Below are 14,246 nucleotides of genomic sequence, written 5' to 3'. Positions count from 1 at the left end.
CGAGCGCGCCGCACGCCGCGCGGCGCGCCCTGTGACCGTTCCGCGGGCCTCGCCCGCGGAACGGTCACAGGGGCTGCGAATGCGTCCCATAAGCGCTGTAATACCGACGTGGTCAGTGAGGGCAATACGGGACGCCGATCGAGAACGCTGCGTGCCGAAGTTGCCCTCAAAACGCTCGCGGCCGATCTCGGCTCATACGAGCGGACGCGCCGCACCCTCGAACAGGCGCTCGTCTTCGCAGGTGCGTCGGTCGCCGCCGTGTACACGCCAGGAGACGACAACGACCTGCTGTACCTGGTCGAGGCGGTCGGCGTGCCGAGGAGTCTGTACGGCCTGCGCGACAGCTACGCCGTCGCCGGGCGGTCCCCGGCGGCCCGCGCCCACCGCACCGGGCAGTCGGTGTGGCTCGACCCCGAGGAACTCGCCGACTCCGCCGAATCACGGCGGATGGCGTCCCGAGACGTCTTCCTGGCGGCCCTGGCCGTGCGCGGCGACGACGCCCGCGGCGGCTGCCTGCTCGCCGTGAGCGAGAGCCCCGACGGCTTCGACACCGAGGACCGTGCCTGCCTCGAGCTGATCGCCGAGGCCGTCGCCTGCCCCGTCCCGGCCGAGCCCGCCGTCGGGGAGGAGCTCCTGTCGAACGCCTTCAGCCTCGCCATGGACACCGGCCGCGTCGAGGTCGGCGACGACATCCTGGAGCTGTTCGGTCTCGCCCGGCCCGACTTCGACGGCAAGGTCGAGACCCTGCTGGGCCTCACCGTCCCGGAGGACCTGCCCTCGCTGATGTCCGTCGTCGAGGCCGACCACATGTCCATCGGCGACCGCGAACTGGAGTTCCGGGTTCTGCAGCCCGAAGGCCCGCCGAAGTGGCTCCGGCTGCGCGGCCGCCTGCTGGCCGGCGGCGAGGGCCACCCGGCACGGCTCGTGGGCACGGTCGCCGACGCCTCCACGCTGCGCTCCGACGTCACCGACGTGGCCCGCGTCCAGCGGCTGGCGGCCGCCCTGGCGACCGCGGGCACCGTCCGCGACGTCAGCCAGGCCGTGGTCGCGGCCCTCCGCAAGCCGCTGCGGGCCGACCGCATCGCGCTCGCCGAGCTGGAGAACGAGCGGCTCGTCGTCACCGTCCTGGACCCGCCCGAACCGGAGTCGTGGCCCGAGCTGTGGCAGCTGGAGTGGCGCGGCGAGTGGCCCGACGCGCCCGTGCGCGCCATGCCCACCCTCGCCACCGCCCTGCGCGAGGGCCGGACCCAGATCTGGCCGGCCGGCACCGAACTCGAACCGGCCCTCGCCGAGGTCGGCCCCGGTGGCCTCGCCGTCCTGCCACTGCCCGCCGGGAACCGCATGACCGGTGCCTGTCTCATCGGCTGGGACTCCCCGCACGACTTCAGCCCCGACGAACGCGCACTGCTCACCGCCTCCGCCGGTCTCGCGGGCCAGGCCCTGATGCGCGCGCACGCCTTCGACGCCGAGCACGAGCTCGTCGGCATGCTGCAGCGCCAGCTGCTGCCGCGCCGCCTGCCCAGGCTGCCCGGCGCGGTCGCCGTCGCCCGCTACCTGCCCACCACGGCAGGTCTGGAGGTCGGCGGCGACTGGTACGACGTGATCCCGCTGCCCGACAACCACGTCGCCCTCGTCATCGGCGACGTCCAGGGCCACAGCGCGGCCGCCGCCACCCTGATGGGCCAGATGCGCACGGCCCTGCGCGCCTACGCCGCCGAGGGACACCCCCCGGACGTGGTGGTCTCGCACGCCAACCGGCTGCTCATGGACCTGGAGATCGATCTCTTCGCGACCTGCTGCTACGTCGACGTGGACATGGAGGAGGGCTCGGCGTGGTGCGTCCGGGCGGGGCATCTGCCGCCGGTCCTGCGTCACCCCGACGGAGTCACCGAGATCGCCGAGGCGGACGGCGGCCCGCCGCTCGGCGTGCTGAAGCAGGCCGACTTCCCGATGAGCCAGCTCCGCCTGCGCCCCGGCACCGTGGTCGCCCTCACCACCGACGGTCTCGTCGAGTCGCCCGGGGCCGACATCGACGAGGGCCTGGACCGGCTCGCCGACGAACTGGCCGCGTCCGACCCCGCCCACCTGGGGCCCGTCGCCGACGCGCTGCTCGGCAGCGCCCACCGCAGCGACGACGTGGCGCTGCTTCTCATGCGCTACGACGGCATGGCCGTGCGCCCCCTGCGCGACAGCTGGACGGTGTGGCGCGTCCCGGAGGCTGCCCGGCACGCCCGCCGCTTCACCCGGCGCACCCTGCGCTCCTGGGGTGTGGCCGCGGACGACGTGGACGCCGTCCTGCTGGTCGTCTCCGAACTCGTCACCAACGCCCTCGTCCACACGGACGGCCGGATCCGCCTCGACCTCACCCTGATCGACCAACGGATGCGCGTCTCTGTGTTCGACTCCTCGCCCCGCACGCCCGTCAAGCCGACCGACATCGGCTGGGAGGCCACCGGCGGCCGCGGCATTCTCCTGGTGGAGGCCGTGTCGGAGGCCTGGGGGACAGTGCCGGTCAGCGGCGGAAAGCAGGTGTGGAGCGAGCTCGCCCTGGGCAGGTGAAGGTCTTCCGGTTCCGCTGCCGTAACCCGGTGGCGGTCCCGCCGCCGGGTTGCCGTGACCGCCGCGTCACTGGAAGGTCGTATCGAACGAGCGATTCCGGCGACGGTTCCGTCCCGGACAATCAGGGCTAGGGTGAAGCAGATGAAGGCTCTCGTGCTGTCCGGCGGCGCCGGTACGCGGTTGAGGCCGATCACGCACACTTCGGCCAAGCAACTCGTGCCGGTGGCCAACAAGGCCGTGCTTTTCTACGGGCTGGAATCCATCGCCGCGGCCGGCATCACCGAGGTCGGAGTGGTCGTCGGAGACACCGCCGCGGAAATCCGCGAAGCCGTCGGCGACGGGGCGGACTTCGGCCTCGACATCACCTACATCCCGCAGGACAGACCCCTCGGCCTCGCCCATGCGGTGCTGATCGCGCGGGAGTACCTCGGCGACGACGACTTCGTGATGTACCTCGGCGACAACTTCATCGTCGGCGGCATCCGCGACCTCGTCGACGAGTTCCGCAGGACCCGGCCCGACGCGCAGATCCTGCTCACCCGGGTGGCCGACCCCCGCGCCTTCGGCGTCGCCGAACTCGACGGCGCCGGGCAGGTCGTCGGCCTGGAGGAGAAGCCCCGGCAGCCCAAGAGCGACCTCGCCCTGGTCGGGGTGTACCTGTTCACGCCGGTGATCCACGAGGCAGTCCGCGCCATCGAGCCGTCCTGGCGGGGCGAGTTGGAGATCACCCACGCCATACAGCACCTGATCGACACCGGTGCCGACGTGCGCTCCACGATCATCAAGGGCTACTGGAAGGACACCGGGAACGTCGGCGACATGCTCGAGGTCAACCGGACGGTCCTGGAGGGCGTCGAACGGCGGATCGACGGTGACGTGGACGGTGCGTCCGAGACGGTCGGACGGGTGGTCGTGGAGAAGGGCGCACGCGTCGTCAACTCCCGTGTCGTCGGGCCCGTCGTGATCGGGTCCGGCACGGAGGTCCGCGACTCCTACGTCGGCCCGTTCACCTCCATCGCGCAGAACTGCCTGATCACCGACAGCGAGCTGGAGTTCTCCATCGTGCTGCGGGACTCCTCGATCCACGGGGTGGGCCGGATCGAGAACTCGCTGATCGGCCGGCACGTCGAGGTCACCCCCGCGCCCGGCGTGCCCAGTGCCCACCGACTCGTCCTCGGAGACCACAGCAAGGTGCAGATCCATTCATGAACGTGCTCGTCACCGGTGCGGCCGGTTTCATCGGCTCGACCTACGTCCGCATGCTGCTCGCCGAGCAGGCGGCACCGCGTGTCACGGTGCTGGACAAGCTCACCTACGCCGGCAGCGCCGACAACCTGCCGCTGGAGGACCCGCGGCTGGAGTTCGTCCACGGCGACATCTGCGACGCCGCTCTCGTCGACAAGCTGATGGCGGACGCCGACCAGGTGGTGCACTTCGCGGCCGAGTCCCATGTGGACCGCTCGATCGAGGGGGCCGGCGAGTTCGTCCGCACCAACGTGCTGGGCACCCAGACGCTCCTCGACGCGGCCCTGCGCCACGGGACGGGCCCCTTCGTGCACGTCTCCACCGACGAGGTCTACGGCTCCATCGAGTCGGGCTCCTGGCCCGAGGACCACCCGCTGCGGCCCAACTCCCCGTACTCCGCCTCCAAGGCCTCCTCCGACCTGCTCGCCCTCGCGTATCACCGCACACACGGCCTCGACGTGCGCGTCACCCGCTGCTCCAACAACTACGGCCCGCGCCAGTTCCCCGAGAAGGTCGTCCCGCTGTTCGTCACCAACCTTCTCGACGGCGAGAAGGTCCCGCTGTACGGCGACGGACGCAACGTCCGCGACTGGCTGCACGTCGAGGACCACTGCCACGGCGTCGACCTCGTGCGCACCCAGGGCCGGCCCGGCGAGGTGTACAACATCGGCGGCGGCACCGAGCTGAGCAACAGAGAACTCACCGTGCTGCTGCTCGAGGCCTGCGGGGCCGACTGGGAGCGAGTGGAGCACGTCCAGGACCGCAAGGGCCACGACCTGCGCTACAGCGTCGACTGGACCAAGGCCCGCACCGAACTCGGCTACCGCCCGCGCCACGACTTCGCGGCCGGCCTCGCCGCCACCGTCGCCTGGTACCGGGACAACCGGGCCTGGTGGGAGCCTCTGAAACGGCGGCCCACATGAGGTGGCTGGTCACCGGAGCGGGCGGCATGCTCGGGCGCGACACGGTCGAGGAGCTGACCCGTCGCGGCGAGGACGTGGTGGGCCTGGACCACACGGCCCTGGACATCACCCTGCCCGAGGCCGTCGGCCGCGCCTTCGCCGAGCACCGTCCCGACCTGGTGGTCAACTGCGCCGCGTACACGGCCGTCGACGACGCCGAAACGGACGAGGCACGCGCGCTGCGCATCAACGGTGAGGGACCGCGGGTGCTCGCCCGGACCTGTGCCGGGAGTGGGGCGCGCCTGGTGCACGTCTCCACCGACTACGTCTTCGCCGGCGAAGCCCGCGCGACGCCCTACCCGGAGGACCACCCGCCCGCCCCGCGCACCGCCTACGGCCGCACCAAACTCGCCGGGGAGCGGGCAGTGCTCACCGAACTCCCCGCCCGCAGCGCCGTCGTACGCACCGCGTGGCTCTACGGTGTCCACGGCCGCAGTTTCGTCCGCACGATGCTCGACCTGGAGACACGCCGGGACACCGTCGACGTCGTCGACGACCAGCGAGGACAGCCCACCTGGAGCGCCGATGTCGCCGCGCGGCTCGCCGACCTCGGACCGCTCGTCGGAACCGGCGTCAACGGCGTGTTCCACGCCACCAGTTCGGGAGAGGCCAGCTGGTTCGACCTGGCCCGCGAGGTGTTCCGGGCCGTGGGCGCCGACCCGGACCGGGTGCACCCCACCGGCAGCGACGCCTACCCGCGCCCCGCACCCCGCCCCGCGTACAGCGTCCTCGCGCACGGCCGGTGGAGGGAGACCGGCCTGCCCCCACCGCGCGACTGGCGCGCCGCACTCCACGAGGCACTGCCCCTGATCCGCAAGGAGAACCCTTCGTGAAACGCCATGAGTTCCTGCGGGAACTGCACAAGGTCAGCGCGAACCGCAACTACCTGGAGATCGGCGTCAACGACGGCCGCAGCCTGCGCCTGTCCCGCGTCCCCAGCATCGCGATCGACCCCGCCTTCAAGGTGACCTCGGAAATCCGCTGCGACGTCCACCTGGTGCGGGCCACCAGCGACGACTTCTTCGCCCGGGCCAACCCCCTCATGCACCTCAAGGGCGGCCGCCACCCGCTGCGCAACCTGCGCCGCGGCCGCCACCCGCTCGGCCACTGGCGTCGCCCCACCCTCGACCTGTCCTTCATCGACGGCATGCACCTGTTCGAGTACGCCCTGCGCGACTTCATCAACGTCGAGAAGCACTCCGACTGGACCAGCGTGATCGTCTTCGACGACATGATGCCGCGCAACGGGGACGAGGCGGCCCGCGACCGGCACACCGGCGCGTGGACCGGGGACGTCTTCAAGGTGAGGGAGGTACTGGCCCGCTACCGCCCCGACCTGGTGACGGTCCTGGTCGACACCCAGCCCACCGGGCAGCTCGTGGTCTTCGGCGCCGATCCCCGCAACAAGGTGCTGCGCGAGAAGTACGAGGAGATCGTCGCGGAGTACGTCGTCCCCGATCCGCAGAAGGTGCCCGAGGCGATCCTGGAGCGGGCGGGGGCCGTGCAGCCGGAGGCGTTGCTGGAGGCGGGCTTCTGGCGACCGCTCGTCCGGGCCCGCAGCCTCGGCGTCCGGCGCTCCCGCGGCTGGGAGCCCCTGCGGTCCGCCCTGGAGCAGGTCGGCGTCAGCCGCTGAGGCCGCGCTCGCGCACTTCCTCGTAGTACGCGCGGCAGGTCTCGTACGACGGCAGCATCCCCGCGCTCCGCGCCTCGGCCAGCGTCGGCGCCTGCTCGTCCTTCGGCGACAGCAGGCGCGGGACGTCCTCGGGCCAGGCGATGCCCAGCTCGGGGTCGAGCGGGTGGACACCGTGCTCCCGCTCGGGCGCGTAGCCCGTCGAGCACAGGTACACCACCGTGGCGTCGGAGGTGAGCGCCAGGAAGGCGTGCCCGAGCCCCTCCGCGAGGAACACCGCGTGCCGGGTGGCGTCGTCGAGCCGCACCGCCTCCCACCGGCCGAACGAGGGCGAGCCGACGCGCAGGTCGACCACCACGTCCAGGATCGCGCCGCGCACACAGGTCACGTACTTGGCCTGGCCGGGCGGGACGTCGGAGAAGTGCACCCCGCGCAGGACGCCGCGGCGTGAGACCGAGCAGTTGGCCTGGGCGAGCGTCAGGTCGTAGCCGGTGGCCTCGCGGAACTCCTCGCCGCGGTACCACTCGTGGAAGCTGCCGCGCTCGTCCGGGAAGACCTTGGGTTCCAGCACCCAGGCGCCCTCGATGTCCAACGGCCGCATGCCGTCACCCCTTCCGTATCCCCAGCCGGTGGGCCGTCCTGCCGAGCGCCCGACGCGCCCTGCGCACCAACCGCCGTACGACGGGCGGCCGCGGCGGACTCACCACGCGTGTGCCCCCGCCCCCGACGCGCACGGCGAAACCCAGGATACGGAAGCGGCGGCGTTCGGCGTCCGGGGTCAGACACAGCGCGGCCCGCCAAGTCCCGGACGGAAGGCGGTCGATGGGCGCGTCCAGCAGCGCACGCGTTCCGGCCGGCGCGGGGGACAGCGTGGCCGGTAGGTCGACGCAGGCGCCGGTGAGCCGGAACAGCACGTCGGTGGAGCCGGGGACGTACAGCGGCAGCCGCGCGCGGAGGCGTCCGCCCTCGACCGTCGCGTCACCGGGTGCGAGCCGCCCGAGCCCGAGCCGTTTGTCCGCGAGGCCGACGTCCAGGGCCAGACTGCCGTGCCGTTCGGTCCGGTACGGCAGGACCACGCGGCCCGCGACGACACCGGCGGTGAGGCCCGCCCGAGGGGCCGGACCCAGCCGGCACTCCTTGGTCCAGCCGCCCAGACGGACGCGGGCGAAGGCGTCCCACAGGCCGTCGCCCAGCGGCGCGTCGCTCGCCGCGGTGCCCGGGTCGACGGTGGCGGTCGCGCGCAGCACGAGCCGCACCCGGGAGCCGTCACCGGCAGGCACGGCCTCGCGGGTGACCTCGACCGGCTGGAAGTACGGGGCCGCGGTGGAGCGTTCACGCAGTTGCAGATCCGCCGTCGCCGTGGCGAAGCGGTTCACCGCGTCGGCGCACACCCACGCCTGTGCCTCGGCGACGTCGAGCGGGGGCCCGCCCGGGGAGACGCGGTCGGCCGGGAACTCCAGTGGCCGGCCGCCCTGGACGAACTCGGCGGTGAAGCCGATGCGCAGCGTCCCGTCCCGCCACTCCACGGTCTCCGGAACCGCCTTGAGCCCCAGGCCGGCCTCCCACTCCGCGAAGGCCACGACGTCGCCGAAGCGGTCGGCGGCGACCAGCGCGGCCACCACCCGCTGCGTCGGAGCGAGCCGGGCCGCCACGCCCGGGCCGAACCGCTCGGTCACGACCCCGTGGATCTCCCCGAACAGCTGTTTGCGGTAGTCCTCGGGCAGGGTGAGGAAGCGCCGCCCCCGCAGCCGCTCGACCATCTCGACGCGCAGCCAGCGCCGGTACAGCTTGTCGCGCAGCGGGCCGGGCTCGGTGAACCGCTCGACGACGTCGAGGGCCTCCCGGAGGTTCTTGAAGTACCCGGCCGGATCGAACCGCTGGAAGCCCGCGTTGGCGTCGTCGTCCCGGCGCACGTGGTAGTAGCAGACGTAGTCGCTGAGCACCGAGACGTTGTCCGCGCGCAGATACGCCTCGGTGACGAAGACGTGGTCCTCCAGGCGGCGCCGGCCCTCGGGGAAGCGCAGGCCGGTGCGTTCGAGGAACTCCCGGCGGACCATCTTGTGCGGGGTCAGGCTGTCGATCAGCGGTGCGTCGTCGACGGTGGCGCGGGGGCGGTTCGTGCGGAACAGCTCCACCGGAACGCCGCGGCCCTTGCCGGCCATCTTGCCGACGACCACGTCGGCGCCGTTGGCCACGCCGTAGTCGTACATCCGCTCCAGTGCCTCGTCACCCAGGTAGTCGTCGTTGTCGACGAACATGACGTACTCGCCGCGGGCCGCGGCGATACCGACGTTGCGCGGCTTGCCCGACCAGCCGGAGTTCTCCTGGTGGATGACGCTCACCCGCGCGTCCTCGGCGGCGAGCTTGTCGAGCCGGGCGGGGGTGTCGTCGGTGGAGCCGTCGTCGACGAAGATCACTTCGTACTCGTCGGGCTTCAGTGACTGCCGCTGCAGGGACTCGACGCAGTCCTCGATGTAGGGCCCGGGGTTGTAGACGGGGACGATGACGCTGACCTTGACCGGCATGGGCTCCTGGCCCCCTCGGTTCGGTTGCCGTATTTCGGACGGGCGTTTGGCGCGCGTGGCCCGATGCTAACCCCGCGGGCTGTGGGCGCCACCTTTTCGGACACCGCTGGTCCGGTGGCCGAAAGGGCGTACGTCCTGGCCGGCCCCGGGTGCGCAGACGTCCGGCGGGTACGGCCGTACGGGTGCCCTCTTCACTCTGCCCGGACACCGGGCCCCCTAGCCTGGCACCGTGCGCCTGCTCCTGATGTCCGACACCCACCTCCCCAAGCGCGCCCGGGAGCTGCCCGCCGGGCTACTGGCCGAACTCCCGGACGCGGACGTCGTCTTCCATGCCGGCGACTGGGTCGACACGGCCACCCTCGACCTGCTGGAGAGCCGCAGCCGACGGCTGATCGGGGTGTACGGCAACAACGACGGCCCCGAGCTGCGCGCACGGCTGCCCGAGGTGGCGTACGCAGAGCTGGGCGGCCTGCGCTTCGGGGTGATCCACGAGACCGGTCCCGCCCAGGGGCGCGAGGCCCGCTGTGCCGCCCGCTTCCCCGGCCTCGACGTGCTGGTCTTCGGCCACAGTCACATCCCGTGGGACACCACCGCCCCGACCGGCCTGCGCCTGCTCAATCCCGGTTCCCCGACCGACCGCCGCCGCCAGCCCCACTGCACGTACATGACGGCTGCCGTGGCCGGCGGCGGCCTCACGGACGTGGAACTGCATCGGCTGCCGCCGCGCGCGTAGCCCGTTTCGCGCCGTCGGTGCGGGGCACCCGATCCGCTCGGCGGCGAGCCGCCGCCGGCACCGACACCGAAGCGACCGCGAGGTGGGAGTGAGTCATGCAGCACGACGCGTTCATCGGCCAGGTGCAGTCCCGCGCCCGGCTGGACAGCCGCGGCGCCGCGGAGCGTGCGACCAGGGCCAGCCTTGAGACGCTGGGCGAGCGGGTGCCTTCCACCGTGGCCGAGAAGGCCGCCGCCCAGCTTCCGCACGAGATCGGCGAGCACCTGCGCCGGGTGGCCCATGCTCCCGGTGAGCCGTTCACGGGTGAACGGATGAGTCAGGAGGAGTTCTTCGTCCGCGTCGCCGAACGTGCCGGGACGACGTATCCGAAGGCGATCCACGAGGCACGCTGCGTGATCGAGGTCGCCGACGAGGCCACCGGCGGCTCCCTGGCCCAGCAGATCCGCCCCTCCCTCGACGCCGATCTCGGCTCCGTCCTCTTCGCGGGCAGCACCGGCCGGGCGTGATCGCGCCCCGGGCCCGCCCTTCCGGCCCGCCCGGGAGCCCACGCCGGATACGGGATGCTGCCCGCGTTCGTGCTGTGGGCAGTGTCCGGCCGCAGAGACAAGATCCGGGCCGCTCCAGTCGTACGGATGCGGCCCGGGCGCTGCGAGTGTGCGCTGTCACGGACCTCCTTGCCATGACGGGGCAGAGGCGTGTTCGCCTCGTCCGTTGTGCGGCGATCACCCCGCAAGGCCCGTCCCACACGGGAAGTTCCTGCCTGCCGAGGCACGGGACGTGTTCCGCGAGGCGGTCGGCGCCGACGACGCCACCTGGGCCGGATCCGTCCCCGGCCCGGCCGCCTCGGTCCCGGAGGGCCGGGCGGACCGGCCGGTTCAGGCCCGCCGCCGGCGCCGGAGACGCGCGAACACGAGCACCAGGACCACGGCCGCGGCGGCCACACCCACCGCACCCGCGAGGCGCTTGGCGACCGGCAGTCCCGCGGTGCGCAGCAGGTCGAGAGGCTCGTCGGGGATCTCCTCGACCTCGGCGGGCCGGGTGCGGGGCTCGGCCAGCCGCTCGGACAGGCGCTCCGCGAACTGGCCGACCAGCCGGTCGCCGACCTCCCCCAGCACCCCGCGGCCGAACTGAGCAGGACGCCCGGTCACCGTCAGGTCGGTGTCCACGGTCACGGCGGTGGTTCCGTCGTGCTCGCTGAGCGTGCTGGTCACGGTGGCTCGCGCCGTGCCCTGCCCGCGGGTCTCCCGGCCGCTCGCGACGAGGACCATGCGGTGTGCCGTCGGGTCCTGCTCCTCGAAGACTGCGGTGCCCTTGTACGCCACCGTGATCGGCCCCACCTTGACCTTGACCGAGCCGTTCACGGTCTTGCCGTCGTAGTCGTCCACGCTCGCCCCGGGCATACAGGGCGCGACCCCCTCGATGTCGAGCAGCGCGTTCCATGCCTCGTCGACGGGCAGGGGCACGGTGAACTCGTGGTGCAGCTCCATCTCTTCCTCCTCAACCGGCTTGGGTCGACGGGTGGATCGCCCCCGCCGTGGCCGTCAGCGGGGCGCAGCTGCCGCCCCAGCGCAACGCGACGATCTCGGCCGCGACGGACACGGCCACCTCCTCGGGCGTACGGGCCCCGAGGTCGAGCCCGACCGGGGAGCGCAGCCGGGACAGCTCTCCGTCCGTGAGCCCGGCCTCGACGAGCCGCTTCGTCCGGTCGTCATGGGTACGGCGACTGCCCATCGCCCCGATGTAGGCGGCCGGCCGGCGCAGCGCCTCCTCCAGCAGCGGCACGTCGAACTTCGGGTCGTGGGTCAGGACGCAGATCACCGTGCGCTCGTCGGTGTCCGTGCCGCGCAGATAGCGGTGCGGCCAGTCCACGATCACTTCGACTCCCGGCGGGAACCGCTTGGGGGTGGCGAACACCGGGCGGGCGTCGCAGACCGTGACCCGGTAGCCGAGGAAGTCGCCGATGCGGGCGACCGCCGCCGCGTAGTCGATCGCGCCGAAGACCAGCATGCGCGGCGGCGGCGCGAAGGAGTGCAGGAACACGGAGACGGTGTCCTCGCGCCGCTCCCCGTGCGGTCCGTAGTGCCGTACGCCCGTGGCGCCGAGGGCGAGCTCGCCGCGTGCGTCGGCCGTCACCGCCACGTTCAGGCCCTCCGTGCCCAGCGTGCCGCTGACCCGGTCCGGCCAGACGGCCAGTGTGGCCCCGCGCGGGGCGGGTCCGTCGGTCACCGTCGCCACCGTCACCGGGCGGCTCCCGGCGACCGACTCGGCGACCGCGCCGAAGGCGGGATCCAGCTCGGGCGTGACGGGCCGCACCAGCACGGTGATCTCGCCGCCGCAGGTCAGCCCGACGGCGAACGCGTCCTCGTCGCTGTAGCCGAAGGTCTCGAGGCGGGCCTCTCCGTCCGCCACGACCTCCTGGGCCAGCTCGAACACCGCTCCCTCGACACAGCCCCCGGACACGCTGCCCACGACCTCGTCGTCCGGCCCCACGGCCATGGCGGCGCCCGGATCGCGCGGCGCGCTGCGGCTGACCGCGACGACGGTGGCGAGACCGAAGGGGGCGTGCGCGGCGTACCAGCCGCTCAGCACCGGCAGGATTTCACGCATCATCGGCTCCTCTCACCACGGCGGCCAGCTTCTCCAGTGCGGCCAGGCTGTGCCCTTCGAGGAAGGCGTCCACGCTCGGCAGCGCCGCCGCCATCCCGGCGGCCAGCGGCGCGTAACCGGGACGCGCCTTGCGCGGATTGGCCCAGATCACCCGGTGCGCCAGCCGGTGCAGACGCCGCATCCGTTCCGCGAGCAACTGCGGATCACCGCGTTCCCAGCCGTCCGACAGCAGCACCACGACCGCACCGCGCGCCATGCCCCGCTGCCCCCAGCGGTCCAGGAACTCCCGCAGCAGCTCACCCAGCCGGGTACCCCCGCGCCAGTCGGGCACCGCCGCCGCGACCGCCGACATCGCCAGGTCCGGATCGCGGTGCGACAGCTCCCTGGTCACCCGGGTCAGCCGGGTGCCGATCGTGAACGCCTCCGCCCGCGCGCCGCGCACGGCGGCGTGCGCGAACCGCAGCAGAGCGTCCGCGTACGGCGCCATGGAGCCGCTGACGTCCACGAGCAGCACGATCCGGCGCGGCCGCTCGGCCCGCGCGTGCCGCCGCAGCAGTGCGGGCTCCCCGCCGCGCCGCAGCAGCTCCCGTACCGTCCGCCGCGGGTCGACGTCACCGCGCCGGGCCGGCCGCCGGCGAGGGGTGCGCCGCGCCTGACCGCGCAGAGTGAGGGCGGCCAGCAGCCGCCGCACCTGCGCCCGCTCGGCCGCGTCCAGCTCGGCGAAGTCCCGGTGGCGCAGCACCTCGGCGGAACCGGCGAGGGCGGCGACGGGCGGAGCGGGCGGCCCGTTGCCCCGGCCGGCTTCGGCGGGAGCGTCCCGTACGACGAGCCGCAGCCGGGGCGGGGGAGCGGTGCGCGCCACCGGACCCGGAGAACCACCGGCGCCGAAGTACGCCGCGAACACCCGCTCGTACCGGTCGAGGTCGTCCCGGCCGCCGCACAGGGTGAGCCGCCCCGCCCAGTACACGTCCGCCCGCGCCTTTGGACCCAGCACGTCCACCGCCCGTATGAACGCGTGCACCCGCTCGGCACTGGCCTCGACCCCGGCCGCCCGCAGCGCGCGGGCGAAGCCCAGGAGGGCGGCGTCGGCGGGGAGCATGCCCATCACGCCCCCCGCGCCGCGAGTACCGCCGCCAGGTCGAGCCCCCGCGCTCGCTCGGCGTCCTCCCGGTACTTCAGCACCGAGCCCAGCGTCGCCACCGCCAGTTCCGCGTCCACCTCGGTCGCCCCGAGGGCGTCCAGTGCCTGTGCCCAGTCGAGGGTCTCGGCGACCCCCGGTGGCTTCACCAGGTCCTCGGCGCGCAGTGCCTGCACCAGGGCGGTGACCTGTTCGGCAAGCCGGGCCGAGACGCCGGGCAACCGCCTTCGCACGATGGCGAGTTCGCGGGCGAATCCGGGATGGTCGAACCAGTGGTACAGGCAGCGCCGCTTCAGGGCGTCGTGCACCTCGCGGGTCCGGTTGGAGGTGAGCACGACCACCGGCGGCACCTCGGCCCGCAGCGTGCCCAGTTCGGGGATCGTGATCGTGAACTCCGACAGCAGTTCGAGGAGGAACGCCTCGAACTCGTCGTCGGCCCGGTCGATCTCGTCGACGAGCAGCACCGACGGATGGGTCTCCAGGGCCCGCAGCAGCGGCCGGGCGATCAGGAAACGCCTGTCGTAGAGCTCGCCCTCGAGGCGTTCGGCGTCGGAGACCCCGGCCGCCTCGGCCGCCCGCAGATGGAGCAGCTGGCGCGGGAAGTCCCAGTCGTACAGGGCCTGCGCGGCGTCGATGCCCTCGTGGCACTGCAGCCGGATCAGCGGCGCGCCGAGCGCTTCGGCGAGGGCGGACGCGAGCGCGGTCTTGCCCACGCCCGCGTCGCCCTCGCAGAAGATCGGCCGGTGCAGCCTGAGGGCCAGGAAGCAGGCGATGGCCAGCCCGTCGTCGACGAGGTACCCCGTCTCCTCCAGACGGGCCCGCACCTGCTCCGGGCCGTCCATCCGCG

Annotated in this window: 13 protein-coding genes; 7 read left to right on the top strand and 6 right to left on the bottom strand. The window is 73.1% G+C overall.

Annotation, left to right across the window (positions count from 1 at the left end):
• Window positions 1–108: 108 nt before the first annotated feature.
• The 5 genes from ABZO29_RS05970 to ABZO29_RS05950 all read left to right on the top strand — a co-directional run bounded on the left by ABZO29_RS05970 (window position 109) and on the right by ABZO29_RS05950 (window position 6,399).
• Window positions 109–2,559 carry a SpoIIE family protein phosphatase gene (locus tag ABZO29_RS05970; RefSeq protein ID WP_367319071.1) on the top strand — a complete coding sequence of 817 codons (2,451 nt, stop codon included), beginning with the start codon at window positions 109–111 and terminating at the stop codon, window positions 2,557–2,559.
• Between the two features lie 141 nt (window positions 2,560–2,700).
• Window positions 2,701–3,768 carry a glucose-1-phosphate thymidylyltransferase gene (locus ABZO29_RS05965; protein WP_367319070.1) on the top strand — a complete coding sequence of 356 codons (1,068 nt, stop codon included), beginning with the start codon at window positions 2,701–2,703 and terminating at the stop codon, window positions 3,766–3,768.
• Window positions 3,765–4,727: a dTDP-glucose 4,6-dehydratase gene (gene rfbB / locus ABZO29_RS05960; protein ID WP_367319069.1), complete on the top strand. Its 963-nt coding sequence runs from the start codon at window positions 3,765–3,767 to the stop codon at window positions 4,725–4,727. Before ABZO29_RS05965 ends, rfbB begins: the two co-directional genes overlap by 4 nt.
• Window positions 4,724–5,599 (top strand): dTDP-4-dehydrorhamnose reductase, encoded by an 876-nt coding sequence (gene rfbD / locus ABZO29_RS05955; RefSeq protein ID WP_367319068.1) that lies wholly within the window; start codon window positions 4,724–4,726, stop codon window positions 5,597–5,599. Before rfbB ends, rfbD begins: the two co-directional genes overlap by 4 nt.
• Window positions 5,596–6,399: a class I SAM-dependent methyltransferase gene (locus tag ABZO29_RS05950; RefSeq protein ID WP_367319067.1), complete on the top strand. Its 804-nt coding sequence runs from the start codon at window positions 5,596–5,598 to the stop codon at window positions 6,397–6,399. Before rfbD ends, ABZO29_RS05950 begins: the two co-directional genes overlap by 4 nt.
• Here ABZO29_RS05950 and rfbC read toward each other — a convergent pair.
• Together rfbC and ABZO29_RS05940 are read right to left on the bottom strand one after the other, a co-directional pair.
• The gene (gene rfbC, locus ABZO29_RS05945) at window positions 6,389–6,997 is read right to left on the bottom strand and encodes a dTDP-4-dehydrorhamnose 3,5-epimerase (protein WP_367319066.1); all 609 of its coding nucleotides are present in this window, start codon (window positions 6,995–6,997) and stop codon (window positions 6,389–6,391) included. The two genes, ABZO29_RS05950 and rfbC, sit on opposite strands and share 11 nt — an antisense overlap.
• 4 nt (window positions 6,998–7,001) lie before the next feature.
• Window positions 7,002–8,921: a glycosyltransferase family 2 protein gene (locus tag ABZO29_RS05940; protein WP_367319065.1), complete on the bottom strand. Its 1,920-nt coding sequence runs from the start codon at window positions 8,919–8,921 to the stop codon at window positions 7,002–7,004.
• A gap of 229 nt (window positions 8,922–9,150) precedes the next feature.
• On the opposite strand from ABZO29_RS05940, the gene ABZO29_RS05935 reads away from it, so the two are divergent.
• Window positions 9,151–9,654, top strand: coding sequence for a metallophosphoesterase (locus ABZO29_RS05935; protein ID WP_367319064.1), 504 nt, complete (start codon window positions 9,151–9,153; stop codon window positions 9,652–9,654).
• A gap of 95 nt (window positions 9,655–9,749) precedes the next feature.
• Window positions 9,750–10,160: a DUF2267 domain-containing protein gene (locus ABZO29_RS05930; RefSeq protein WP_367319063.1), complete on the top strand. Its 411-nt coding sequence runs from the start codon at window positions 9,750–9,752 to the stop codon at window positions 10,158–10,160.
• Between the two features lie 369 nt (window positions 10,161–10,529).
• Here ABZO29_RS05930 and ABZO29_RS05925 read toward each other — a convergent pair whose 3' ends face one another.
• From ABZO29_RS05925 to ABZO29_RS05910, 4 genes are read right to left on the bottom strand one after another with little or no spacing between them, the layout of a single operon-like run.
• Window positions 10,530–11,141 carry an SRPBCC family protein gene (locus ABZO29_RS05925; protein ID WP_367319062.1) on the bottom strand — a complete coding sequence of 204 codons (612 nt, stop codon included), beginning with the start codon at window positions 11,139–11,141 and terminating at the stop codon, window positions 10,530–10,532.
• A 10-nt stretch (window positions 11,142–11,151) separates the two neighbouring features.
• The gene (locus ABZO29_RS05920; protein ID WP_367319061.1) at window positions 11,152–12,261 is read right to left on the bottom strand and encodes an XdhC family protein; all 1,110 of its coding nucleotides are present in this window, start codon (window positions 12,259–12,261) and stop codon (window positions 11,152–11,154) included.
• Window positions 12,254–13,366, bottom strand: a complete 1,113-nt coding sequence (locus ABZO29_RS05915; RefSeq protein ID WP_367319060.1) for a VWA domain-containing protein — start codon at window positions 13,364–13,366, stop codon at window positions 12,254–12,256. Before ABZO29_RS05915 ends, ABZO29_RS05920 begins: the two co-directional genes overlap by 8 nt.
• Window positions 13,366–14,241 carry an AAA family ATPase gene (locus ABZO29_RS05910; protein ID WP_367319059.1) on the bottom strand — a complete coding sequence of 292 codons (876 nt, stop codon included), beginning with the start codon at window positions 14,239–14,241 and terminating at the stop codon, window positions 13,366–13,368. Before ABZO29_RS05910 ends, ABZO29_RS05915 begins: the two co-directional genes overlap by 1 nt.
• Window positions 14,242–14,246 lie beyond the last annotated feature (5 nt).

The organism is Streptomyces sp. HUAS ZL42, assembly GCF_040782645.1.
Lineage (GTDB): Bacteria > Actinomycetota > Actinomycetes > Streptomycetales > Streptomycetaceae > Streptomyces.
This window is presented reverse-complemented; position numbering and strand designations above follow the sequence as displayed.